Annotated in this window: 22 protein-coding genes; 7 read left to right on the plus strand and 15 right to left on the minus strand. The window is 72.6% G+C overall.

Annotation, left to right across the window (positions count from 1 at the left end):
- Nucleotides 1–196 precede the first annotated feature (196 nt).
- From ABEA87_RS09595 to ABEA87_RS09615, 5 genes are all read right to left on the minus strand, one after another.
- Nucleotides 197–925, minus strand: a complete 729-nt coding sequence (locus tag ABEA87_RS09595) for an Asp23/Gls24 family envelope stress response protein (RefSeq protein WP_345628015.1) — start codon at nucleotides 923–925, stop codon at nucleotides 197–199.
- Nucleotides 926–1,078: 153 nt separating this feature from the next.
- Entirely contained in the window at nucleotides 1,079–1,756 is a 678-nt protein-coding gene (locus ABEA87_RS09600) for an ATP-binding cassette domain-containing protein (protein WP_345628017.1), read from the minus strand.
- Nucleotides 1,753–2,760 carry a methylmalonyl Co-A mutase-associated GTPase MeaB gene (gene meaB, locus ABEA87_RS09605; protein WP_425570822.1) on the minus strand — a complete coding sequence of 336 codons (1,008 nt, stop codon included), beginning with the start codon at nucleotides 2,758–2,760 and terminating at the stop codon, nucleotides 1,753–1,755. Before meaB ends, ABEA87_RS09600 begins: the two co-directional genes overlap by 4 nt.
- Nucleotides 2,718–3,098: an Imm10 family immunity protein gene (locus ABEA87_RS09610; RefSeq protein ID WP_345628021.1), complete on the minus strand. Its 381-nt coding sequence runs from the start codon at nucleotides 3,096–3,098 to the stop codon at nucleotides 2,718–2,720. The genes meaB and ABEA87_RS09610 overlap by 43 nt, the downstream gene beginning before the upstream one ends.
- Before the next feature lie 9 nt (nucleotides 3,099–3,107).
- Complete coding sequence (locus tag ABEA87_RS09615; RefSeq protein ID WP_345628023.1) at nucleotides 3,108–4,310, minus strand: acetyl-CoA C-acetyltransferase; 1,203 nt, start codon at nucleotides 4,308–4,310, stop codon at nucleotides 3,108–3,110.
- A 58-nt stretch (nucleotides 4,311–4,368) separates the two neighbouring features.
- Between ABEA87_RS09615 and mce the strand changes: the two genes are divergently transcribed.
- The 4 genes from mce (at nucleotide 4,369) to ABEA87_RS09635 (ending at nucleotide 9,624) form a co-directional block, all read left to right on the plus strand.
- Complete coding sequence (gene mce, locus ABEA87_RS09620; protein ID WP_345628025.1) at nucleotides 4,369–4,839, plus strand: methylmalonyl-CoA epimerase; 471 nt, start codon at nucleotides 4,369–4,371, stop codon at nucleotides 4,837–4,839.
- Nucleotides 4,840–5,006: 167 nt separating this feature from the next.
- Entirely contained in the window at nucleotides 5,007–6,338 is a 1,332-nt protein-coding gene (ccrA, locus tag ABEA87_RS09625) for a crotonyl-CoA carboxylase/reductase (RefSeq protein WP_425570808.1), read from the plus strand.
- 200 nt (nucleotides 6,339–6,538) lie between these two features.
- Entirely contained in the window at nucleotides 6,539–7,777 is a 1,239-nt protein-coding gene (locus ABEA87_RS09630) for a DivIVA domain-containing protein (protein ID WP_345628027.1), read from the plus strand.
- Between the two features lie 104 nt (nucleotides 7,778–7,881).
- On the plus strand, nucleotides 7,882–9,624 hold the full coding sequence (locus ABEA87_RS09635) for a coiled-coil domain-containing protein (protein WP_345628029.1): 1,743 nt from the start codon (nucleotides 7,882–7,884) through the stop codon (nucleotides 9,622–9,624).
- Nucleotides 9,625–9,702: 78 nt separating this feature from the next.
- On the opposite strand, the gene ABEA87_RS09640 is transcribed toward ABEA87_RS09635, so the two are convergent.
- The 3 genes from ABEA87_RS09640 to ABEA87_RS09650 all read right to left on the minus strand — a co-directional run bounded on the left by ABEA87_RS09640 (nucleotide 9,703) and on the right by ABEA87_RS09650 (nucleotide 12,676).
- Nucleotides 9,703–10,521: an alpha/beta hydrolase gene (locus ABEA87_RS09640; protein ID WP_345628031.1), complete on the minus strand. Its 819-nt coding sequence runs from the start codon at nucleotides 10,519–10,521 to the stop codon at nucleotides 9,703–9,705.
- 16 nt (nucleotides 10,522–10,537) lie between these two features.
- Nucleotides 10,538–10,825 (minus strand): hypothetical protein, encoded by a 288-nt coding sequence (locus ABEA87_RS09645; RefSeq protein ID WP_345628223.1) that lies wholly within the window; start codon nucleotides 10,823–10,825, stop codon nucleotides 10,538–10,540.
- A 69-nt stretch (nucleotides 10,826–10,894) separates the two neighbouring features.
- The gene (locus tag ABEA87_RS09650; RefSeq protein ID WP_345628033.1) at nucleotides 10,895–12,676 is read right to left on the minus strand and encodes a 3-hydroxyacyl-CoA dehydrogenase family protein; all 1,782 of its coding nucleotides are present in this window, start codon (nucleotides 12,674–12,676) and stop codon (nucleotides 10,895–10,897) included.
- Between the two features lie 109 nt (nucleotides 12,677–12,785).
- On the opposite strand from ABEA87_RS09650, the gene ABEA87_RS09655 reads away from it, so the two are divergent.
- Nucleotides 12,786–14,291, plus strand: a complete 1,506-nt coding sequence (locus ABEA87_RS09655) for an aldehyde dehydrogenase family protein (RefSeq protein WP_345628035.1) — start codon at nucleotides 12,786–12,788, stop codon at nucleotides 14,289–14,291.
- 24 nt (nucleotides 14,292–14,315) lie between these two features.
- On the opposite strand, the gene ABEA87_RS09660 is transcribed toward ABEA87_RS09655, so the two are convergent.
- Genes ABEA87_RS09660 through ABEA87_RS09670 form a run of 3 tightly spaced genes read right to left on the minus strand, consistent with a single transcriptional unit; the run spans nucleotide 14,316 to nucleotide 16,978 of the window.
- Nucleotides 14,316–15,197 (minus strand): SGNH/GDSL hydrolase family protein, encoded by an 882-nt coding sequence (locus ABEA87_RS09660; RefSeq protein WP_345628037.1) that lies wholly within the window; start codon nucleotides 15,195–15,197, stop codon nucleotides 14,316–14,318.
- Between the two features lie 8 nt (nucleotides 15,198–15,205).
- Nucleotides 15,206–16,696 carry a S53 family peptidase gene (locus ABEA87_RS09665; protein WP_345628039.1) on the minus strand — a complete coding sequence of 497 codons (1,491 nt, stop codon included), beginning with the start codon at nucleotides 16,694–16,696 and terminating at the stop codon, nucleotides 15,206–15,208.
- 60 nt (nucleotides 16,697–16,756) lie between these two features.
- Nucleotides 16,757–16,978, minus strand: coding sequence for a hypothetical protein (locus ABEA87_RS09670; protein ID WP_345628041.1), 222 nt, complete (start codon nucleotides 16,976–16,978; stop codon nucleotides 16,757–16,759).
- 170 nt (nucleotides 16,979–17,148) lie between these two features.
- On the opposite strand from ABEA87_RS09670, the gene ABEA87_RS09675 reads away from it, so the two are divergent.
- The gene (locus ABEA87_RS09675; RefSeq protein WP_345628043.1) at nucleotides 17,149–18,657 is read left to right on the plus strand and encodes a GuaB1 family IMP dehydrogenase-related protein; all 1,509 of its coding nucleotides are present in this window, start codon (nucleotides 17,149–17,151) and stop codon (nucleotides 18,655–18,657) included.
- 88 nt (nucleotides 18,658–18,745) lie between these two features.
- Here the strand turns inward: ABEA87_RS09675 and ABEA87_RS09680 are convergent, their stop codons facing one another.
- Nucleotides 18,746–20,107, minus strand: a complete 1,362-nt coding sequence (locus tag ABEA87_RS09680) for an oligosaccharide flippase family protein (RefSeq protein WP_345628044.1) — start codon at nucleotides 20,105–20,107, stop codon at nucleotides 18,746–18,748.
- A gap of 186 nt (nucleotides 20,108–20,293) precedes the next feature.
- A complete protein-coding gene (gene nucS / locus ABEA87_RS09685) occupies nucleotides 20,294–20,953 on the minus strand; it encodes an endonuclease NucS (RefSeq protein WP_345628046.1) in 660 nt (219 codons plus the stop codon).
- A 75-nt stretch (nucleotides 20,954–21,028) separates the two neighbouring features.
- On the opposite strand from nucS, the gene ABEA87_RS09690 reads away from it, so the two are divergent.
- Nucleotides 21,029–21,697 (plus strand): DUF4126 domain-containing protein, encoded by a 669-nt coding sequence (locus tag ABEA87_RS09690; RefSeq protein WP_345628048.1) that lies wholly within the window; start codon nucleotides 21,029–21,031, stop codon nucleotides 21,695–21,697.
- 91 nt (nucleotides 21,698–21,788) lie between these two features.
- Here the strand turns inward: ABEA87_RS09690 and ABEA87_RS09695 are convergent, their stop codons facing one another.
- Complete coding sequence (locus ABEA87_RS09695; protein WP_345628050.1) at nucleotides 21,789–23,228, minus strand: DUF6297 family protein; 1,440 nt, start codon at nucleotides 23,226–23,228, stop codon at nucleotides 21,789–21,791.
- Nucleotides 23,225–23,848: an ABC transporter ATP-binding protein gene (locus tag ABEA87_RS09700; protein ID WP_345628052.1), complete on the minus strand. Its 624-nt coding sequence runs from the start codon at nucleotides 23,846–23,848 to the stop codon at nucleotides 23,225–23,227. Before ABEA87_RS09700 ends, ABEA87_RS09695 begins: the two co-directional genes overlap by 4 nt.
- Between the last annotated feature and the right edge of the window lie 17 nt (nucleotides 23,849–23,865).

The following is a 23,865-nucleotide window of genomic DNA, read 5'->3' on the forward strand; positions in this document are numbered from 1 at the left end:
CGGCGGCGGCCCGCTACCGGAGCCCATGAACGGCAGCGGCCCACCAACGGCAGCGGCCCACCAACGGCAGCGCCGGCCGTGGCAGGTGCCGAGTTGGGCACCTGCCACGGCCGGCGAGGCTTCCGACCGGCCCGGCTCGGCGCGTCTGGCGCCGCGCCGCGACCCAGACCAGTCGCCCGGACTGGTGGTGCGGAGATCAGCCCTCGGCCGGCGCCCCGACCACGATCGCCGTGGTCTCCGCGCTGTAACCGACGGCCCGCTCCGCGTCGTTGCCGGGCGCCGAGTCGTTGTCGATGTGCACGTCGTCGACGTTCACGTTGACCGCCGTGACCTCCAGGCCGAGCATGCTCTCCACCGAGCTGACGACCTTCTCGCGGACCTTCTCGGTGACCGAGTAGACCTGGAAGCCGAACTCGATGACGATGACGACCTCGATCTCGGCCTGCTTGCCCTCGAGCCGCACCGAGATGCCCTGCGCCGCGTTCTCCTCGCCCAGGTGCAGGCGGTCCTTGACGGCGGAGAAGATGCGCGCCACGTCGCCACCCAGGTCGTAGACGCCGGGCACCTCGCGCGCCGCGATACCGGCGATCTTCTCGACCACCTCGTTGGCGATGGTCGTATGCCCCCGGCTGGCCGACAGCGTCGCGCTGTTGCGCATCCGGGTCACCGCCCGCGAGGCGGCGTCCTTGGTCGCCTCCACCGCCTCGCCGGCCTTGTCCATGGCGTCGCTCGCCTTGTCCGCGAGGTCGTTCGCGAACCCGGCGGCCCGTGCCCGGACGCCATCCGAGTCGCCCGTCTCGGCGGCGGGCTGGTCGGCGCTCGGCTTGGCCTCGGCCGCCGGCGTGCCCGACTCCGCCGCCGGCTTCGCGTCCTGGGCGGCGGCCTCGTCGGTCTGCGCGGGTGCCTCGGCAGCGACATCAGTCATGGTTCGTCTCCCCTGGTCCTGCCACTACTTGATCGTCACGGTCGTGCGCAGAATACCCGGGACGGTCCAGTCGTGACAGGCCGCGGCGGATGCCCGAAACGCGTCACCAGCGGTGCGCGGCCGAGCGCCCGGATGCTGGGCGTCGCGGCGTGTTCAGGCCGGTACGGGCAGGTCGGAGTAGCCGCGGATCAGCTCGGCGCGCCCGTCCACGAGGTGCAGTTCGGCATCGCAGGCGGCGGCCGCCTCGGGGTCGTGCGTCGCGAACACGACCGCCGCGCCCCGGGCCGCCTCGTCGCGCAGCACGTCCAGCACCTTCTGCCGGTTGGTCGCGTCCAGCTCGCTGGTCACCTCGTCGGCGAGCAGCACGGCACCGGCCAGCGCGAGGCCCCGGGCGATGGCGGTGCGCTGCTGCTGCCCACCGGACAGCTCCTCCACCAGCTGATCGGACTGGGCCGCCAGGCCGAGCCGGTCCATCGCCTCGACCATCCGGCGGCGTGCCTCGGCCGGCCCCGCGCCCTGCGCGATGAGGGCCACCTGCACGTTCTCGGCGGCCGTGAGGATCGCGGCCAGCCCGTTGTCCTGCGGCACCAGCACCACCCGCTGGGCCACCGCGTGGTCCCGGTCGCGCAGCGCCACGCCGTCGACCGTCACGCTGCCGGCGCGCGGGCGCAGCAGGCCGGCCATCGCCGACAGCAGGGTCGTCTTGCCGGCACCGGACGGGCCGGTAACGGCCAGGATGCGGCCCGGCTCGACCTGAATCGACACGTCCCGCAGGACGGGCTCGTCCTTGCCATAGGCGACGCTGACCGCGTCCACCACGAGAGTCGTCACGATCCTTGGACCTCCAGCCCGTCCAACAGGTTGCGGGCGGCCGTGTGCGGATCCAGTTCGCCGCTCGCGACGGCGGCGGCCAGCTTCGACAGCGCGGTCCCCTCGCGCAGTGAACTGATCCGACTGCGCAGGGTGGCCAGCGCGATAGCCTCGATCTCGGCCGCGGCGCGCGCCTCCCGCCGCCGGACCAGCTCGCCGTGCTCCACCAGCCAGGCCCGGTGCTTATCGATCGCGGCCAGTATCTCCTCGACACCCTCGCCACGGGAGGCCACCGACCGCAGCACGGCCGGCCGCCAGTCGCCCGGCGCCCGCTCGCCCAGCGCGATCATGCCCTGGATGTCGCGGTACGTGGCGTCCGCTCCGTCCCGGTCGGCCTTGTTCACCACGAAGACGTCCGCGATCTCCAGGATGCCGGCCTTGACCGCCTGGATCGCGTCGCCCATCCCGGGTGCGAGCAGGACCAGGGTGGTGTCCGCCAGAGAGGCCACCTCGACCTCGGCCTGGCCGACTCCTACGGTCTCCACCAGCACCACGTCGCAGCCGGCACCCTCCAGCACCCGTACCGCCTGCGGGGTCGCCGCGGCCAGCCCACCGAGGTGCCCTCGGCTGGACATCGAACGGATGTAGACGCCGGAGTCGGTGGCGTGGTCCTGCATGCGTACCCGGTCGCCGAGGATCGCGCCGCCGGTGAACGGGCTCGACGGGTCCACCGCCAGCACCCCGACCCGCCCGCCCCGCGCGCGCAGCGCGCGGACCAGCTCGTTGGTGGTGGTCGACTTGCCCACGCCGGGAGACCCGGTCAGGCCGATCACCTGTGCGGTGCCGGCCCGCGCGGCCATGGCGGCGGCCACCTCGGGCAGCGCCGGGTCGCCGTCCTCGACCAGCGAGATCAGCCGGGCGACGGCCCGCGGGTCACCGCCGCGCGCGGCGTCGACCAGCGCCGGAACGTCCCGGCCCCGTCTCACGTGACTACCCCCTCCCCGAGGGTGCGGGTGAGCCCCCAGCGCACCTCGTCGGTGTGCTGGGCGGGGAAGGTGATCCGGAACTGGCGCGGGGTGCCGAGTTCGGCCGCGTTGAGTGTCGTCAGCTCAAAGGTGACCCCGCCCGGATCGACCACGACCCGCTCGACCCCGCCGTACGTGGTGCCTTCCTGCTCACCCCAGACCAGGCAGTACGGCTCCTCCTCGGGGCGCGGATTATCCGCTCGCTGGACAAGCAGGCAGCCCTCGGAGCCGTCTTCCCTTGCCGCGAGGCCGAACACGTAGCCGACGAAACCGTCGTCCTGCTCGGTCGTCGGTGAGCCGCCCACGACGGTGGCGGCGAACTCAAGCGGAGCACTCACCGGCACACCTTAACGGGGTCCGCCCCCCGGCACCGCTGGCACCCGCAGCAGCAGGGCGTCGCCCTGGCCGCCGCCGCCACACAGCGCCGCGGCGCCGAGCCCGCCGCCCCGGCGGCGCAGCTCCATGGCGAGGGCGAGCACCAGCCGCGCTCCGGACATTCCGATCGGATGCCCCAGCGCGATCGCGCCACCGTTGACGTTGACGATGTCCGGATTGACGCCAAGCTCCCTGGTCGACTGGATGCCGACCGCCGCGAACGCCTCGTTGATCTCGATCAGGTCGAGGTCGCCGGTGGTCAGCTCGGCCTTGCGCAGCGCCTGCGCGATGGCGTTGGCCGGCTGGGAGTGCAGCGAATTGTCCGGACCGGCCACGTTGCCGTGGGCGCCGATCTCGGCCAGCCAGGTCAGGCCCAGTTCCTCGGCCTTCGCCCGGCTCATCACCACCACCGCGGCCGCACCGTCCGAGATCGGCGACGAGGTACCGGCGGTGATCGTGCCGTCCGCGCCGAACGCCGGCCGCAGCTTGGCCAGCACCTCCGGCGTGGTGTCCGGGCGGATGCCCTCGTCCTCGGCGATCACGATCGGCTCGCCGCGCCGCTGCGGCACCTCGACCGGGACGATCTCCTCCACGAACGCGCCGTTCTTCTGCGCCGCGGCGGCCTTCTGGTGACTGGCCGCGCCGAAGGCGTCCTGGTCCTCGCGGGTGATCCCGTAGCGCCGGTTGTGCCGGTCGGTGGACTCGCCCATGGACACGCCGTCGTACGCGTCGGTCAGCCCGTCGAGCGCCATGTGGTCCCGCAGCGTCACGTCGCCGTACTTGTAGCCCTGCCGCTGCCCGATCAGCAGGTGCGGCGCGTTGGTCATCGATTCCATGCCGCCGGCCACCACGATGTCGAACTCGCCGGCCCGGATCAGCTGGTCGGCGAGCGCTATCGCGTCCAGCCCGGACAGGCAGACCTTGTTGATGGTCAGCGCCGGCACGCTCATCGGGATGCCGGCGTCCACCGCCGCCTGCCGCGCCGGGATCTGCCCGGCCCCGGCCTGCAGCACCTGGCCCATGATGACGTACTGCACCTGGTCGGGTGCCACTCCGGCGCGCTCCAGCGCGGCCCGGATCGCGATCGAGCCCAGCTCGGTCGCGGAAAAGTCCTTGAGGTTGCCCAGCAGCCGCCCCATCGGGGTGCGAGCACCGCCTACGATCACCGACGCCATATTCGTCTCCCCGGCACGGGTGTGCTGAACGATAGTTAGGTACGTCAGACTAGCTCCCATGGATGCGACTACCCAGCCGGAGCACAGTGCGGCATCGGTCACAGGGATCGGGCTGCTGCGAATCGATCACGTCGGGATAGCGGTGTCGGACCTGGACTCCGCCATCGAGTTCTATGAGCAGACGTTCGGCATGCGCTGCGTGCATCAGGAAGTCAACGAGCTGCAGGAGGTGCGCGAGGCGATGCTGGTAGTCGGGCCCGACCCCGGCGCCAGCCAGCTGCAGCTGCTCGCCCCGCAGTCGCCAACCTCGTCCATCGCCAAGTTCCTCGACCGCAGGGGGCCGGGCATCCAGCAGCTGGCGTACACGGTCGCCGACGTCGACGCCGCCTGTGCCGCCCTGCGCGAGCGCGGCATGCAGCTCCTGTACGACGAGCCCCGCCCCGGTACCGGGGGCTCCCGCATCAACTTCATCCACCCCAAGAGCGCCGGCGGGGTACTCGTGGAGCTGGTCGAACCGCCGACCGAGTGAGTGCGGCACCGGGGAGGGAAATTCCTGGCCCGGTGCCCTTTACAGTGGCGGCAAGCGCTTCCCCGAGCAGCTTCGCGCAGTGGCGGGTGTCGATGTTCACAGAGCTGTTCCGACCTTGACTACCGAGCAGTAACATCTCGCGTCTCGGCTCCATGAGGAGGCGCGCTGTGCAAGCCATTCTCGATGCGATCATGGGCGGCGACCTCGCGAAGGTCGGTGAAGTCCCGGTGCCGGACAGCTACCGCGGCGTGGTGGTACGCGCCGACGAGGCGCACATCTTCGACGGCCTGACCACCCGCGAGCGCGATCCGCGCAAGACCCTGCACGTGCAAGAGGTGCCGACCCCGGCGCTCGGCCCCGGCGAGGCGCTGATCGCCGTGATGGCCAGCGCCATCAACTACAACACGGTGTGGACCAGCATCTTCGAGCCGGTACCCGCGTTCAGGTTTCTGGAGCGCTACGGCCGGCTCTCCCCGCTGACCCGCCGGCACGACCTGCCCTACCACGTGGTCGGCTCGGACGCGGCGGGGGTCGTGCTGCGGGTCGGCGGCGGGGTCAGCCGGTGGCGGCCCGGCGACGAGGTGGTCGCGCACTGCCTCTGCGTCGAACTGGAGGACGCGGCCGGCCACGACGACACGATGCTCGATCCGCAGCAACGGATCTGGGGCTTCGAGACCAACTTCGGCGGCCTCGCCGAGCTGGCGATCGTCAAGACGAACCAGCTCATGCCCAAGCCGGCGCACCTGAGCTGGGAGGAGTCCGCCAGCCCCGGGCTGGTCAACTCCACCGCGTACCGGCAGCTGGTGTCCCGCCACGGCGCGCAGCTCAAGCAGGGCGACGTGGTGCTCATCTGGGGCGCCTCGGGCGGCCTGGGCTCCTACGCCACCCAGCTCGCGCTCAACGGCGGCGCGACACCGGTGTGCGTGGTGTCCAGCGCGCGCAAGGCGCGGCTGTGCCGGCAGCTGGGCGCCGAACTCGTGATCGACCGGGCCGCCGAGGGCTTCACCTTCTGGAAGGACGAGCGCACCCAGGACGAGACGGAGTGGCGCCGGTTCGGGGCACGGGTGCGCGAGCTCACCGGTGGCGACGATCCCGACATCGTGTTCGAGCATCCCGGCCGGGACACCTTCGGCGTGAGCGTGTACGTGACCCGGCGCGGCGGCACCGTGGTCACCTGCGCGTCCACGACCGGGTACCTGCACCAGTACGACAACCGGTACCTGTGGATGAACCTCAAGCGCATCATCGGCAGCCATTTCGCCAACTACCGCGAGGCGTGGGAGGCCAACCGGCTCATCGCGGGCGGGCGGATCCACCCGACCCTGTCGAAGACCTACCCGCTGGAGCAGACCGGCGTGGCGGCGTGGGAGGTGCACCGCAATGCCCATCAGGGAAAGGTGGGTGTGCTCTGCCTCGCACCTGGAGAGGGATTCGGCATTCGGGACACCGAGCTGCGTGAGCGGCACGTGAATCAGATAAACCGTTTCCGCGGTGAGTGATTGAATGCACGCGGCGTTCGCACGGTAGCCAATCGCTGACGGACCGTCGACGCCGGGCCGGCGAGACGCACGCCGTTGGCGGATATCGGTGCGAGCGATCCGTTATCGCACGGGGCTTGTCGAGTTGACCATGTGCCTTCTCCATGACATAGCACCGGCGGTCTTGCGGAAGGGGGGTGGGGATCTGCCACTATGTGCCAATGCCCCAGCAGCAGCAGCCCTCTTCCCTTGCGTTTTTCGACGATGCGAACGCGAGCACCGAGTTCAGCGTCGTGCTCCGTGGTTACGACCGTGCGCAGGTGGACGGCTACATTCAGCGCTTGAATGCGGCCATCGCGCAGTCAGAGCAGGCCCGCGGTGAGGCCGAGCAGCGGATGAACGACGCGCAGCGTCGTCTGCGTCAGGCCGAGCAGCGGATCAACTCCGTGGAGCAGAAGCTCACCGACACCAACAAGCAGCTCGAGGAGAACAGCCGGCCGACGCTGTCAGGGCTGGGCACCCGGGTCGAGCAGATCCTCCGGCTCGCCGAGGAGCAGGCCAACGATCACCGGGGCGAATCCAAGCGCGAGGCCGAGGGCATCGTCTCCGCCGCTCGGCTCGAGGCTCGGGAGATCACCGACAAGGCCCGCGCCGAGGCCGCCGCCATGAAGGCGAGCGCCGAGCGCGAGGCCAGCAACCTGCGCACCGCGGCCGAGCGGGAGGCCGCCGAGGTCCGCGTTCAGGCTCGCCGGGAGGCGGACACGCTGCGGGGCGACGCCGAGCGGGAGACCAAGCAGCTGCGCGCGGCCACCGCTCACGAGGTCGCCGAGCTGAAGGCGACCGTGGAGCGCGAGGTGTCGACGCTGCGGGCCACCGCCGAGCGGGAGATCACCCAGCTGCGGGCGAAGGCGGCGCGGGACGCCGAGGAGAAGCGTGCGGAGGCGACCAAGCTGCTGGCCGACGCCCGGGACAAGCGCGACAAGGACCTGCAGGCCCTCCAGCTGGAGCTGGCCGAGCGCCGGGAGGCCTCGGAGCGCGATGAGAGCCAGCGGCACGCCGCGGCCGTCACCAACACCCAGAAGCTGGTCAGCGAGGCCGAGCAGCGGGCGCGCAACGCGGAGGAGCGGGCCAAGGAGATCGAGCAGCGGGCCGAGGCCCGCCGGGTCGAGTCCGAGCGCAACGCCGAGGAGACGGTCGAGAAGGCCAAGTCGCTGTCCGAGAAGACGGTGAACGAGGCCCGCAGCGAGGCGCACCGGATGGTCACTGAGGCCCGCCAGGAGGCCGAGCAGACCACCACCACCGCCCGCCGCGAGGTCGAGGAGCTGACGCGTCAGAAAGACGCGGTTACCGCGCAGTTGGGGCAGATGCTTTCTGGTTTGGCTGGTATTGTGCCGAATATCGCACCGGCGGACAAGAGTGACACGGCGTCCGACAAGGACGACAAGGTCTCGGCAAGCTGAGCGCAGCAAAGCGCGCACGTCCCGTCATGCCGGTCTGAACGCCTGCATGACGGGATGTTGCGTGTGAGGATGGAGCTATGTCGCAAGGCGGAGACCTGAATGCAGTGAGCGGGGGCCTTGCCTCCGAGCCGAATTTCGACACAGCCGTCCGCGGATATAAGCGGGATCAGGTCGACTCGTTTATCCATAGCCTGGAGACGGAGAACGCGGCGCTCGCTGCCGAACGCGACGAGGCCTACGGGCAGGTGCACGCCCTCGCGGCGCAGGTCCACCAGCAGCAGCTGGAAATCGCCGAGCAGCGCCGGGCCGGCGCCAACAGCGTCCCGGTTGGCCAGATCTCCTTCCGCCACCTGGGTCCCCGGGTCGAGCAGATGCTGGCCATGGCCGAGGAGCAGGCCGAAGCGATCAAGGCCGATACGCTCGCCTCCTGCCAGCGGCAGCGGGAGGAGGCCGAGCGGATCCTGCTCGACGCCCGCGAGCAGCACAACAAGGCGGTGCGGGACTTCGAGGCGGCCCTGGGCGCCCGCCGCGCCGACGAGGACCGCGCGGCCGCCCAGCGCCGGGCCGAGCTGCAGGCGGAAGTGACCAAGAGCCAGGAGTACGCCACCCGGCTGCGCACCGAGGCCGAGCACCTGCACCGGAGCGCGCAGGAGGAGTCCCGGCGGCTCGGCGAGGAGAGCACCGCCCGGGCCGAGCGGCTCCGGATGGACACCAACGCCTACATCGAGCAGCAGCATGCCAAGATTCAGCAGGAGACGCAGCGGATCGGCGAGGAGGCCACCGCGCACGCCCGCCAGATCCGGGCCGACGCCGACGCCTACGCGGAGCAGCGCGGCATCCAGATCAAGCAGGAGGCGAAGCGGGTCGGCGAGGAGAGCGCCGCGCAGGCCCACAAGATCCGGGCCGACGCCGACTCCTACGTGGAGCACCAGCGCGCCCTGGTCGAGCAGGAGGCGCAGCAGCGCCGCTCCGGCATCGACGCCGAACTGGCCGCGCTGCGGGCCCAGGCCGAGCAGTACGCCGCCCACGCCCAGGCGCAGGCCGAGCAGTACGCGGCGCAGACCCACACCCGGGCCGACGACGCCGCCCGGCGCGTGGTCGAGGGCGCCCGCACCGAGGCCGAGCAGATGCTCACCACCGCGAAGACTCAGGCCGAGCGCCTGGTGGTGGAGGCACAGCGGGAATCGGCCGCCGCCCAGCAGCGCAGCGCGGACGCGGTCGAGGAGGCCGAGGCGCGCGTCGGGGAGGCGAACCGGGCCCGCGAGGAGCTCGCCACGGCCCAGCAGCAGCTGACCGAGGCCCAGCAGCAGACCGAGCAGGCCCAGCAGTCGCTGGTGTCGGCGCAGCAGCAGGCGGCGGCGGCGCACCAGCACGCGGCCAGCGCGCACCAGCAGGCCGAGGCGGCGCGCATGGCGGAGGCGGACGCCCGGCGCAAGGCCGGCGAGTACCGCACCGAGGCGGCCCGGCAGATGGAAGAGGTTCGGCGGGCGGATGAGGCGCGCCGGGCGACCGAGGAGCGGCTGACCGAACAGCGGCGCCAGCTGGAGACGCTCATCGAGCGGGCCGACGGCGGTCACCAGGGCGATGGGGCCGAGGCCGCCGAGTCGGAGAAGGTCCAGGGCGACATGGTGCTGGCCGACGGCGTGCTCGCCGAGGGCCCGCACCCGGACGGCCATCCCGACGGCGGCCATCCGGACGGCGGGCGCCCCGAGGGCGCCGAGGCCGCCCGGTCGGACGGGTCGGAGACGGCACAAGCCGAGAAGTCGGCGAACCAGACCAAGGACAAGTCGAAGGGCAAGCCCGAGTCGCAGGCGCAGAACGGCAAGGTCAGCGCCGACGCGAAGTAGCCGCCCCGACCGGGCCCGGGCTCGATGGCAGGCCCGGGCTCGATGGCAGGCCCGGGCTCGATGGCAGGGCCGGGGCCGTTACTGGGGGCGCGGCACGTCCGCGAAGGCGGCCACCGTGCGGTCGGCGTACGCGCTGGCGTCGCCGTACTCCATCGGCCCGTGCCAGGTCTCCGGCAACGGGTACGACGAGGGAGCCACCCGGCGGATGATCTCGTTGAGCGCGGTCTCCGCGTCACCCACCCACAGGTGCTTCGCCCCCGGTACCCCGACGACGTCGGCCTGCGGGATGGCCGCGAACCGTTCGGCCGCCTCGGCCGGGCGCAGGTAGTCGTCGAACTCGGGCACCAGCGCGACGACCGGCTTACCAGACGCCGCCCAGCCGGTCAGATCCTCGGGCGTCGAGAAGCGCAGCGGCGGCGAGAGCAGGATCGCACCCACCACCGAGGGCTCGTTGCCGTACCGCAGCGCCAGGTCGGTGCCGAAGGACCAGCCCAGTACCCACAGCGACGGCAGCTCCTCGAACTCCGCGTACTCGATGGCGGCGGCCACGTCGTACCGCTCGTCGGCGCCGCCGGCGAACTGCCCCTCGCTGGTGCCCCGCACGCTCGACGTACCCCTGGTGTTGAAGCGCAGCACGGCCACCCCGGCCAGCGCCGGCAGCCGCCAGGCGGCCTTGCGCAGCACGTGGCTGTCCATCATCCCGCCGTGCGTGGGCAGCGGGTGCAGGCAGACCAGGGTGGCGACCGGATCCCGGTCGGCCGGCCGGGCCAGCTCGCCGACCAGGGTGAGCCCGTCCGCGGTGTGCAGCTCGATGTCTTCCCGCCGGGCAGGAAGGATGGAGTTGGCGCGGATCGGCTGGCTCGTGGGGTCGCTCGCGGGCGGCGTCGGGGTGGTCACGGATCAACCGTAACGGTCAGCCGTAGCGGGGCGCGCTACGGGAGCGCTGGATGATCGGGGAGCGCCGGTCCCTGGCCCGCCAGCAGGACGTGTGCCAGTGGCGCCGGTCACTCAGGTCGCCCCGCTCGTCCGCCGGCCAGGCCACCAGGTGCGCCACGCCCGGCCGGATCTCCTGGTCGCAACCGGGACAACGGTACGCCTTGAGGCTCGTACCGCCCGGAATCATCCGGATCGCCCATTCCCCGTCGTGCTCCACCTGGGTCCGCCCGGCCCCGCGACGCAACTGCTCGGAATCGATCGGCACCTCGTCCCGGCGGCGGGAATTGCGACGGGGGCTCATCTTCCCAGCGTAGGCCCTGTTCGAACGGCCGACTCAGGCGTACCGGCGGAAGCCACGGCCCACCTTCCGACCCAGGTACCCGGCGGTGACCAGGTGCTCGAGCAGGGGCGCGGGGGCGAAACCGGGCTCGCGCAACTCCAGGTACAGCTCCCGTTGGATGGCCAGCGACACGTCCAGCCCGATCACGTCCAGCAGTTCGAAGGGGCCCATCGGGTACCCGCAGCCGAGCTTCATGGCCGCGTCGATGTCGTCGGCCGTGGAGTAGCTGGCCTCCAGCATGCGCACCGCGTCGTTCAGGTACGGGAAGAGCAGATTGTTCACCACGAACCCGGCCCGGTCGGAGCAGACCACGCCGGTCTTGCCCAGCGCGGCCAGCACCGATCTGGCCGTGGCCACCGCCTCCGGCGAGGTACGGATGGTCCGCACCACCTCCACCAGCGCCATCACCGGTGCCGGGTTGAAGAAGTGCAGGCCCAGCACGTCCGAGGGGCGGCCGGTGGCCATCGCCAGCTCGATGACCGGCAGGCTGGACGTCGTGGTGGCCAGCAGCACGCCCGGCTTGCAGATCTCGTCCAGGCTGGCGAACAGCGCCTTCTTGACGGTCAGCTCCTCGACCACCGCCTCCACCGCGAGGTCGACGTCGGCCAGGTGGTCCAGCCGGGTCGACCAGGTGATCCGGTCGGTGGCCGCGTCCCGGTCCGCCTCGGTGAGCTTGTCGCGCACCACCGCCTTGGTCAGCGAGGCCGCCACCGCCTCGCGCAGCCGCGAGGAACGCTCCTCGCCCCGGCTGACCGAGGTCACCTCGTACCCGGACCGGACGAAGATCTCGATGATGCCGGCGGCCATGATGCCGGAGCCGATCACGCCGACCTTGGTGACCGGCCGGGCCGCCTCGGCCGTCGCGCCGGCCGGTGCCGGGGTCAGCTCGTCGTCGACCACGACGGGCGAGCCCGGCTTCTCGTACGTGTAGAAGCCCCGCCCGGTCTTGCGGCCCAGCAGCCCGGCGGTGACCATCTGCTTGAGCATCGCCACCGGCGCGTGCCGGCGGTCCCGCCCGCCCCGCCGGTACATGGTGTCCAGGATCTCGTAGGTGGTGTCGAGCCCGATGAGATCCATCAGCGCGAGCGGGCCCATCGGCAGGCCGCAGCCCAGCCGCATGGCGGCGTCCATGTCCTCCCGGCTGACGTAGCCGGCCTCGTACCGGGACGCGGCGTGGTTGAGGTACCCGAAGAGCAGTCCGTTGGCGATGAAGCCGGCCCGGTCGTTGATGGTGACGTCGACCTTGCCGAGGCGCGTGCACAGGGCCTCGATGTCGGCCACCACGTCGGCGGAGGTGATCACCGTCTTGACCACCTCGACCAGCTTCATCACCGGTGCCGGGTTGAAGAAGTGCATGCCCACCACCTGGTTGGGCCGGTGGGTGGCGACCGAGATCTCGGTGACGCTCAGCGAGCTGGTGTTGGTGGCCAGGATCGCATCGGGATGGCACACCCGGTCCAGCTCGGCGAAGATCCGCTGCTTGAGGTCCAGATGCTCCGGTACCGCCTCGACGACCAGGTCGCAGGCGGCCAGCCCGCCGAGCCCGACGACGAACCGGACGTGGGCCAGCAGCGCGTCCCGGTCCGGCGCGGACAGCTTGCCCCTGGCCACGGCGCGGTCCACGGAGGCGGTCAGCGTGGCCCGCCCCCGGTCCAGCGCGGCCTCGTTGACCTCGCTCGCGATCACGTCGATGCCGTTGCGGGCGAAGACCTCGACGATGCCGGCGCCCATCGTCCCCAGGCCCACCACGCCCACGGTGTCGAACTGCCTCGCCACGACCCGCCTCCCCTGCGCCAACGGTCACTTGGCAGCAGTCTGCCACGTCCGCGGCGAACGCGACGATCGCAGGCTACCGGCGAGTAGGTAGCGGACCTATCATGTGCGGATGACCGCCACCCACGCTCCTGGCGTCCCCGTCGTCGAGGACGGTCACCTCGTCTCCTCGAATCCGGCCACCGGCGAACAGATCGGTCGCTTCCCGGCGTCCGGCGAGTCCGACGTGGCCGACGCGGTGCGGCGGGCCCGGCAGGCCGCGGCCTGGTGGGCGGCGCTCGGCTTCGCCGGCCGGCGGGAGCGGCTGCTGCGCTGGCGCGCGGCCCTGGCCAACCGGCTGGAGGAACTGGCCGAGCTGATGCACCGGGAGGGCGGCAAGCCGGTCGCCGAGGCGATCGTGGAGGCGGCCGGCGCGATCGACCACATCGCGTGGGCCGCCAAGCACGCGCGCTCGGTGCTGGGCCCCCGGCGGGTACGCAGTTCCCTCATGCAGATCGAGTACGCGTCCCGGCTGGAGTACCTGCCCTACGGGGTGGTCGGCGTCATCGGCCCGTGGAACTACCCGGTGCTGACCCCGATCGGGTCCATCGGGTACGCCCTGGCCGCCGGCAACGCGGTGGTGTTCAAGCCCAGCGAGTACACCCCGGCGATCGGTGCGTGGTTGGTGGACCGGTTCGTCGAGGTGGTGCCTGAGCAGCCGGTACTGCAGGCGGTGTTCGGCACCGGTGACGTGGGTGCCGCGCTGTGCCGCTCGGGCGTGAACAAGCTGGCGTTCACCGGCTCCACGGCCACCGGCAAGAAGGTGATGGCGGCCTGCGCCGAGACGCTGACCCCGGTCCTGGCCGAGTGCGGCGGCAAGGACGCGATGATCGTCGACGCGGACGCGGACCTGGACGGCGCGGTCGCCGCCGCCGTCTGGGGCGGCATGACCAACGCCGGCCAGACCTGCGTGGGCATCGAGCGGGTATACGTCGCGGACGCGGTGTACGACGCGTTCCTGGGGCGGCTGGTGGAGCGGGCGGCCCGGCTGACGGTGGGCATCGAGGACGGCGCGGACTTCGGCCCGATCACCATGCCCGGCCAGATCGACACGATCCGGCGGCACATCGCCGACGCGCTGGAGCGCGGGGGCAGGGCGGCGCTGGGTGGGCCCGACGCGGTACAGCCGCCGTACGTGCGGCCGACGATCCTGGTGGACGTGCCGGAGGACGCGGCGGCGGTGCGGGAGGAGACCTTCGGGCCGACGCTGACGGTGACCCGGGTGGCCGACGCCGACGAGGGGGTACGGCTGGCCAACGCCAGCCGGTACGGGCTCGGCGGCGCGGTGTTCTCCCGGTCGCGGGGTGTCGCGCTGGCCCGGCAACTGCGCTCGGGCATGACGGCGGTGAACTCGGCGATCTCGTTCGCGGGCATGCCCGGACTGCCCTTCGGTGGAGTGGGCGACTCCGGCTTCGGGCGCATCCACGGCGCCGACGGGCTGCGCGAGTTCGCCCGGCCGAAGGCGATCACGAAGCGCCGGATGCGCTCGCTGCTGCCGGCGCTGTCGTTCGACCGCACGCCCAAGCAGGTGGCCCAGATCGCCCGGGCGGTTCGGCTGCTGCACGGCCGTCCCCGCTGACGGGGCGACCGTCGAGCCGGGCGGCTACCAGGTGAAGCTGCCCGGGTAGGTCACCCGGGCGATCTCGTCCTGGCCCGCCCCGTTGGGGTGGAAGAAGTCCAGCGAGGACAGCTCACCCATGCCGAAGCTGGTCCTGTGCACCGCGCCGCCGTCCCACCGGCACAGGTGCCCGTACCCGGCGCAGGCCCGCTCCAACTGGTCGTCGTACGCGTCGACCTGGTCGCGGAACGCCTGCCGCCTGGTGACGTCGGCGGCCGCCGTCGAGGTGGGGTTGGCCAGCAACTGCGGGCAGATCCCCGCCGCCGACCACACCGCCCGGGCCAGCCGGCTGGTGTGCCCGACCTCCCAGACCCGGTACACGTCGGGAATGCTCACCATCAGGATGCGGGTCTGCGGGCTGCGCGACTTGACCGCGTTCAGGGCGGCCCCGAGCGCCGTGGCGAACGTCGAGGTGGCGGTCATGGTGGACCGGCAGGCGTCGTTCGCGCCGATCATGATGGTCAGGTACGCCGGGTGGTTCGCCGCCGCCTGCTCGGCCTGGCTGGCCAGGCCCGCCGCGGTCGCGCCGGACACGGCGTAGTTCCTCTGGTGCCCCTTGATCGCCGGATTGTCGGCGAGGATCCGCTTGTAGTGGCTGTCGACCAGCGTGCCCGTGCCGGTGGACCAGGAGTTGCGCGGGCAGTCGGACGGTGCGATGCAGGTGGCGTACCCGGCCGTGATCGAGTCACCGATCGCGGCCATGGACGACGGCATGCCGGCCACCGGTTTCGGTGTGCCCGGCGTACGGGTCGTCGAGGTCGGAGGCGGGTTACCGAGGCCGCCCGACTGGCCGCCCACCTCCCCGTTGCACGCCAGTGCCACGATCGCCAGCAGCGCGCAGGCCGCAGCCCACCATCGACGCGCCATGACCCGCGCTACCCCCCTAGTATCTGGACGATCTGCTCACCCCGCGGACTGCCGAGTCCGGTGCACGGGTCCCAGCCGGGGCCGGCGTGGTAGCCGCCGTTGTCCCCGGTCGTGATGTCCACGAACGCCGCCGGATGCGCGTACAGCCGCTCGTGCGGCTCGCCGGTCTTCGTGCCGTTGCGCTCGTTGGCCAGCGCGGTCAGCCCTGCCCACAGCGGCGCCACCGCGCTGGTGCCGCCGATCACCGCGTCCCGCCCGTTCACCCGCACCTGGTAGCCGGTCAGGGGGTCGGCGTCGCCGGCCACGTCCGGCACCCCGCGCCCGACCGTCTCCTTCGGATTCCTCGGGACCTTGGCGTTGCCCTGGTAGTCGGGGAGTCCGAAGTGGGTGCTGACCCCGCCGCCGGTGGCGCCGTTGCCGGTGGCGCTGTCGTTCCAGACCACCTCGCCTGACTCGGACAGGGTGGTGCCGCCGCAGCCGACCACGTGCGGGCTGGACGCCGGGAAGTCAACGTTGTCGCCGGTGCCGTTGTCCCGGGAGCCGTCGTCGCCGGCCGCCGCGTACACGGTGATCCCGAGCGCGCCCGCGTCGGCGAACAGCTCGTCGTAGGCGTCCATCGCCTGCGTGGTCCAGTCGGCCTCGGCCTCACCCCAGCTGATCGAGATGATCGACGGCTTGTGCCGGGTGTCGTGCACCGCGGCGGCGATCGCGTCGTAGAAGCCGCTGGTGGTGTTGGGTGCGAAGTAGACCACGATGTGCGCACCGGGCGCGACGGCGCCGATCACCTCGATGTCGAGCATGACCTCGGCATCCGCGTCGTCGCCGGGCGTACTCTTCGCCCCGTCCACCGACACGGCACTGACCGTGGGCCGCTTGACGCCCTGCTTGGCGAAATACTCGGTGAGGTCGGCGGTGCGGTACCCGCCACCCAGCTCGATCACCGCTACGGCCTGCCCGGCGCCGGTCGCGCCGGACGGGAAGCCGTACCGGCGGGCGACCTCGCCCGGCGGATACCCGCTGGTCGCGGCCCGGGGCGCCACCCCCTCGGCCCGGCTGGCCGCGCGCGGGTCGTGGGCGATCCGGAAGTGCGCCCGAGCCTGCGGGCGGTCGTCCAGCCCGAGCACGGCGACCACCACCCCGGCCAGCTCGGCCGGCACGTGGACGTCGCCCTCGCGCCCCCGGTAGGTCTGCCCGTCCCCGGTGTACCTGCCGAGGTTCACCCCGAACGCCGCGTTCATCTGGGCGACGCTGCCGAGCAGTCCGACCGAACGCGCGGTCGGGTTCACCGCGGTGACCGACAGCCCGTGATCCTCGGCGAACCGTTCCACCAGGGCCAACTCGGCCGATTCCGCCGGCGCGCCCGAACGCGGCGCGGCCCGGCGCAGGATGACGGTCACCCGGACCGCCTCGTTCGGGTCTGCGTCACCGACCCGAACCGCCCCGGACACCGCCTCGCGGCCACTGCCCGGTACGACGTGATCGGGGGGATTTTGTGTCACTCAGCGAGAGTACGGCGTAACGGGACGGGTAGGAACCCGTCCCGTCGCGACAGATTTAAGTCACTCGTGCTGGTAGGCGATTGAGAAGTTCCCGCCGCTCAGCGCGCCGGTGTGGGCCTCGTAGACGCCGTTGCTCGGATCGAGAGCGACCGGGTGAACGGCGGACAGGCTGCTGCCGTTGACGGTCGAGCCGGTGAAGCTGATGGTGCCGAAGTTCGGGTACCGGCCGGGCGGCGACTCGACGATCACTTCGGCGCTGGAGCGCCGGCCCGAGCTCAGCATGTCAATCGGTTGATTCCAATAGATGAGACTCTTTCTCAACGGCTCGGAGAACTGGTCGGGGTCGCCGCGCGGCACCAGAGGCGCCGCGCCAGACCGCTCGGGAGGGGCGGTCCGGTGATGAGTCGAGGGTTGCCCCACGGCGCCCGCGCCGGCCACGGATACTTGCGCTTATGCGTCTGCTTCATCCGACACCCATGCACGACCTGACCTACGACGACGTGTTCATGGTGCCCAGCCGCTCATCGGTCGGGTCCCGCATGGCGGTCGACCTGAGCACCCACGACGGCAGCGGCACCACCATCCCGGTGGTGGCCGCGAACATGACGGCGGTGGCCGGGCGGCGGATGGCCGAGACGCTGGCCCGGCGGGGTGGGCTCGTGGTCATTCCGCAGGACATCCCGGTGGACGTGGTCGCCGAGGTGGTCTCCTGGATCAAGCAGCGGCACGTCGTGTACGACACTCCGATCACCCTCGGCCCGACCGACACCGTGTCGGAGGCCCTGGCCCTGCTGCCCAAGCGCGCCCACGGCGCGGTGGTGGTGGTCGACGGCGACCGGCCGATGGGCATAGTGACCGAGGCCGACTGCGCCGAGGTCGACCGGTTCACCCAACTGTCGGCGATCATGTCCACGCCCATCGAGTCGCTGCCCGCCGGGATCTCGCCCCGGGACGCGTTCGCCCGGCTCGCGCCCGGCCGCCACCGGATCGCACCGGTGGTCGACGAGAGCGGCAGGATGGTCGGCATCCTGACCCGCAAGGCCGCCCTGCGGGCCACCCTGTACGAGCCCGCCGTCGACGGGCAGGGACGGCTGCGGGTGGCCGCCGCGCTCGGAATCGCCGGCTCGGCCGGCGGCGCCGCCCGCAACAGCACCTACGGCGCCGCGGGCGCCAGCGGCAGCGGCCACGGCAACCCCACCAGCGATCCGGCCGGGCGGGCCGACAAGCTGCTCGCCGCCGGGGTCGACGTGCTGGTGGTGGACACCGCCCACGGGCACCAGGAGGCCATGATCGACGCCCTGCGCGCGGTCCGCGCGCTGGACCCGCAGGTACCGGTGGTGGCCGGCAACGTGGTGACCGCCGACGGCGTACGGGATCTGGTCGCGGCGGGCGCCGACATCGTGAAGGTCGGGGTCGGCCCGGGCGCCATGTGCACCACCCGGATGATGACCGGGGTCGGCCGGCCGCAGTTCTCCGCCGTGCTCGAATGCGCCGCGGCGGCTCGCGGGCTGGGCGCGCACGTGTGGGCCGACGGCGGCGTGCGCCACCCGCGCGACGTCGCGCTGGCGCTGGCGGCCGGCGCGTCCAACGTCATGGTCGGTTCCTGGTTCGCCGGCACCAACGAGTCGCCGGGTGATGTGCAGCGCGACCACGACGGCCGGCTGTACAAGGAGAACTACGGGATGGCCTCCAAGCGGGCGGTCACCCGGCGCACCGCCGAGGAGTCGGCCTACGACCGGGCCCGCAAGGCGCTGTTCGAGGAGGGCGTCTCCACCGCGCGGATGTACCTGGACCCGGTGCGCCCCGGCATCGAGGACATCCTCGACAGCATCGTGACGGGGGTGCGCTCGGCGTGCACCTACGCGGGCGCCAGCGACCTGGAGGAGCTGCACGAGCGGGCGGTGGTCGGCGTGCAGAGCGCGGCCGGCTTCGCCGAGGGGAAGCCGCTGTCCAGCTGGTGAGCGGGGCCGGGCCGGCTCCGGCCGGGCCTCAACCGGCCGGGCCTCCGCCGGCGGGGCCTCCGCCGGCGGGGCCTCCGCTGGCGGGGCCTCAACGGGCGAGGTCCGACCGGTCCGGCGCGGCGTGCCTGGCGCCGCGCTGCGGCCCAGACCAGTCGCCCGGTACCGGCTCGACCTCGGCGCGGTCGGTCGCCGACCCGACGAGCCGGTGCAGGGCGTACCGGTAGAACGCGATCATCGTGAGCAGGCTGACCGCCGCCCCGCCGGTCAGCCCCCACACGGCGCCGTGCAGCCCGTCCGCGTCGCCGCCGGCGATCAGGCCGGCCAGGCTCGCGGCGGTGTAGACCACGTACCGGAAGAACAGCAGCCGGGCTCTGTGCATGCCGCGCAGCGCGGCCGCGAACGGCAGCTCGACCAGGTAGATGCCGGCCTGCACGCACAGCGGCAGGGCCAGCGGCGCGATGTCGGCGAACTTGCTGAGCCGGGCGAGCACGAACGCCGACAGCGGCGCCACGGTCACCACCATCAACACCGCGAGCCCGACGAAGGCGACCGCGAGCAGGGCGGTCTGGTGACGCATGCGCTCCGCCGCCGTACGCCCCTCCCGAGCCGGCCGGCGGCTCGCGTCCCCGGCCAGCCGGGACAGCCTCGGCACGATCAGGCTCTGTACCGCCTGAATGAAGTTCTGCACCGGCTGGATCAGCGCGGTCTGGCCGCCGCGCAGGCCGGACAGGTCGCGCTGGGACAGCCGACCGCTGACCAGGAAGCTGATCGCCTGCACCTGGATCTGGCCGACGATCTGGGTGGCGGTGAACCAGCCGGACAGGTGCCTGGTCTCGCTGATCCACTGGCGCGGGTCGCCCCGCCACGGCCGCTGCCCGGTACGCGCCAGGAAGACCAGCGCCCCGGCGAGCGCGCCCAGCCCCCAGCTCACGAAGATCGCCCCGGCCGACCGGTGGCCGGCGAGCAGGAACCCGGTCATCGCGGCCGCCTGGATCGTCACCCAGACCAGGTCGATCAGCAGGCAGCTGCCCTGCTCCCGGACCGCGAGGTACCCGGCGCGGCCGGTGTCGTGCAGCAGTATCACCGGCAGGAAGGGCGCCAGCCAGACCAGATCCTGAAGGTCGATGTTGCCGCTCCGGGGCCGAAGCACCCAGATCACCAGCAGTACGGCGACGGCCACCACACCGAACGTGACCGCCATGGCCAGCCCGTTGCGCATCAGCCGGGCGCGGCGCTGTTCGTCGAGCCGGGCGGCCAGCACGATCAGCACCTCGCCGACGAACGCCCGGTTCAGGGTGAGCACCAGGTACGCCAGTCCCAGCGAGAGCACCATGGCCCCGGCCCGGGCGCGGGTGAGCAGGGCGAGCGCGAGGATGGTGTTGGCGGCGTTGGCGCACGCGATGATCGCCTGGTCGCTCAGCCCGGCGGCCACCCGGCGCGCGCCCCGCACGTCACCGCCCGCCCGAGTCGACCCGCGCCGGTCTCGGGCGCGCGGGCTGGGCGTGGCGGTGGGTGGGACTCACGACACGGAGGGTAGTCGCCGGATAGACACGTCCGGCGCGAAACGGCCGAATCGCCGCCCGGCGTGGCGGCCGCCTCCGCTATGGATGACCTGCCGAAACCCGGCCCGCGCCGGTCAGAACAGGGTCAGCTCGTCCCGCTCGATGCCGCGCAGCGCGTCGTAGTCGACCACTACGCAGCGGATGTCGCGGTCCTCGGCGAGGGTACGGGCCTGCGGGGCGATCGACTGCGCGGCCAGCACGCCGGCCACCGGTGCCAGCAGCGGGTCCCGGTTGAGCAGCTCCAGGTAGCGGGTCAGCTGCTCGACCGCGTCGATGCCGGCACGCCGCTTGATCTCGACTGCCACGCTGCCGCCCCCGGCGTCCCGGCAGAACAGGTCTACCGGCCCGATCGCGGTCGGGAACTCGCGCCGGACCAGCGTGTACCCCTCGCGGAGCACGCCCGGCGAGGCGGCTAGCAGCTCCTGCAGGTGTGCCTCGACGCCGTCCTTGCGCAGGCCGGGGTCGACGCCCAGCTCGTGGGAGGAGTCGTGGAGCACCTCTTCGAGGGTGATCCGCAGCTCCTCGCCGGCCTTGTTGACCACCCGCCACACGCCGGGTGCCTCCTCGATCCGGCAGGGCGGGCTCATCCAGTTGAGCGGCTTATACGCCCGGTCGTCGGCGTGGATCGACACGGATCCGTCGGCCTTCACCATCAGCAACCGGTTGGCCGTCGGCAAATGGGCCGTCAGCCGACCGATGTAGTCCACGGAGCACCGGGCAATAACCAACCGCACCGTGCGAGGGTAGCCGAGTGCGGCGGGGAGCGCAGCCGAGACGGGTTGTGGCGCATTGATGAGATGCTGGATGTCGTGTTGGAGGCATTGACCGGGCTGGGCCTGAGCGCGTCCGCGGGGCTCAACGCGTACATTCCGCTGCTCGCGCTGGGCCTGCTCGACCGGTACACCGGACTGGTCGACCTGCCGCACAGCTGGCAGTGGCTGAGCAACGGCTGGGTGCTGGCGATCCTGATCGTCCTGCTGGCCATCGAGGTGGTCGCCGACAAGGTGCCGATGGTCGACCACGTCAACGACGTGGTGCACACCGTGATCCGTCCGACCGCGGGCGGGCTGTCCTTCGGTGCCGCGTCGGGCGCGAAGACCGAGATGGTGACCGACCCCGGCAAGTTCTTCGGCAGCCACCAGTGGGTGCCGATCGCGGTGGGCGCACTGATCGCGCTGTGCGTACACGGGTTCAAGGCCACCGCCCGACCGGTCATCAACGTGTCCACGCTCGGCTTCGGCGCACCGATCGCCAGCACGATCGAGGACGTGTTCAGCACGGCCATGTCGCTGGTGGCGATCGTGCTGCCGGTCCTCATCGTGGTGTTCGTGGCCGCACTGGTGGCGTTCTTCGTGTGGGTCCGGCGGCGCCGACGGCGGCGCAGGGCGGAGAAGGCGGCCCTGCGCGCGGCCAGGTCCGGTGTGCCGGAGACCACGCTGCGACTACCGGTCGACCCGGGCACGCGATTGGGCCGCTGACCGCCGCACGCGGGCCGGGCCGGGCCGAGCCCTGACCCGGCCCGGCGAGCCCGCACCGGCATCGCTCAGCCGGTCGAGACGGACGACGGGCTCAGCCCGCGCCACCCGGCCAGAGCCACGCCACCAGTGTCAGCACGGCGACCACGTCCAGCCCCCGCAGGATCTGGCGGAGCAGGTCGGTCGGGACCAGCCCGAACGGGGTGTCCACCATCGCGCCGCCGTACCTGATGGGCGGCGTGGCGGCGTTGCGGTACACCGCGAAGACCAGACCGGCCACGAAGACCAGTTGAGCCGGTGCCGGGGCGGCCAGCTCGCTACCGGCCAGCCACCACAGCAGCGCACCGGCGGCCGGCACCACCAGGTGCGCCAGGCGCAGCTGCCGATCCGTACCGCCGAGGGCCCGGCGCAGGGCCGGCGAGCGGCAGATCGTACGCAGCCCGGCGGCCAGCCGGTTGACCGCCAGGTACCCGGCCACCACCCGCGCCATCCCGGCCCACGGCGGGGCGAGCAGCTCTATCGCGTACGGGACGAGCAGCAGCCCGGCCGAGACCAGCAGTGCCTGCGGCCGGCGGGGCAGCCGGCGCAGCTCCGCCCGCAGCAGAACCGACCACCGGGGTCCGGGGCGCGCCCGGCGCGCACGCCGGCCGATCCGGCCGATCCGGCGCCACCGGCGCGCCTCCAGCACTCCGGCGAACAGCGTGGGGTCCATGAAGATCGCCGCCGCGGCCGCCGCGCCGGCCAGCGCGGCGCCGGCCGCGGGCGCGGCGCGGTCGAGCCGGTCCAGCCGCAGCAGCGCGGCCGTGCCGGCCGCCGCGGCGACCAGCACCGCGGCCAGGGCCGGCCAGAGCACGGGTGGGGAGGGCGCGGCCGGCACCAGTCCCGCGTAGTGCGAGACGATGACCGCGACCGCGCCGGCCAGGCCGAGCACCGCCGGTACCGGCTCCGCCGGGCTGCGCCGCCGGCCCTGCGCGGCGGCGGCGAATCCGGCCACCGCCGTACCGATCCCGGCGTACAGCAGCGCCACCCAGCCGATCAGCGCGCCCGAGGCCGAGTGGCCGGCGGCGCCCGCCAGCAGGGCGCCGAGCGCGCCCAGCCCGGCACCGGCCACCGCGCCGGCCAGCAGCAGGTAGCCCAGTGGTCTGATCAGCCAGCCGCGCCGGCCCACCGGGCTGGACAGGCACCACGCCTGGGCGGCGGGCATGGCCAACAGCGGGCCGAGCGCGCGCAGCGCCAGCCAGCACAGCCCGGCGACGGCCACTGCCAGCGAGATCACCAGCCACCACCGCTCGGAGACCGCGGCCGGCGCCTGTGACCGGTGCGCGAGGTGCCGGGCCAGGTACTGCGGCACCGCGGCACCGAGCACCACGATCAGCAGCAGCACCAGGTACAGGTCGCCGGCCCGGCCGCCGGAGTGCTCGCGGCGGGCCCGACGCAGCCGCGCGCGCAGCGCCCCGGCGGAGGGCACCGGGATCGCTGGCGGCACCGGTCCGGCGGCCTGCCCGGCGGGCATGGGCCCGACCGCCGGGCTCACTCCTCCGCCTGCCCGAGCGTGAGGTGACTGTCGGCCACCGCCGCCACGAGGTCGGCGTCGTGCGAGGCGAACAGCACGGCGGTCCCGGCCTCCCGCTCCCGCGCCAGCGCCCGGGCCAGCCAGTCCCGGCCCTCGACGTCCAGGCGCTGCTCGGGCTCGTCGAGCACCAGCAGCCGATGAGGTCGCACGAAGCAGGACGCCAGGGCCAGCCGCCGACGCTGCCCGCTGGACAGCGTGCTGGGCAGCTGATCGCGCGCCTCGGTAAGGCCCAGCTCGGCGATGACCTCGTCCACCGCGCCGGGCTGCCGCCCGCCGTGCGCGTACGCGAGCAGGTCGAGATGCTCCCCCGCGGACAGGTCCGGGAAGAAGTCGATGTCGTCGAGCACACACGCGACCGCGGCCCGGATCTCCGGATCGGTCTCGTCCATCGGCCGGCCGTCGAGGCGCACCCGCCCGCCGTCGGGCCGCTCCGCACCGACGACGCAGCGCAGCAGGGTGGTCTTGCCGGAGCCGTTGGCCCCGATCACGGCGCAGACCTCGCCCGGAGTCAACGTGAAGCTGATCCGGTCGAGGATCACCCGCCGCTCGAACCGACGGGTCAGGTTCTCCACGGTCAGCACCGGTGCAGCGTACCGGC

The organism is Rugosimonospora acidiphila, assembly GCF_039543385.1.
GTDB classification, from domain to species: domain Bacteria; phylum Actinomycetota; class Actinomycetes; order Mycobacteriales; family Micromonosporaceae; genus Rugosimonospora; species Rugosimonospora acidiphila.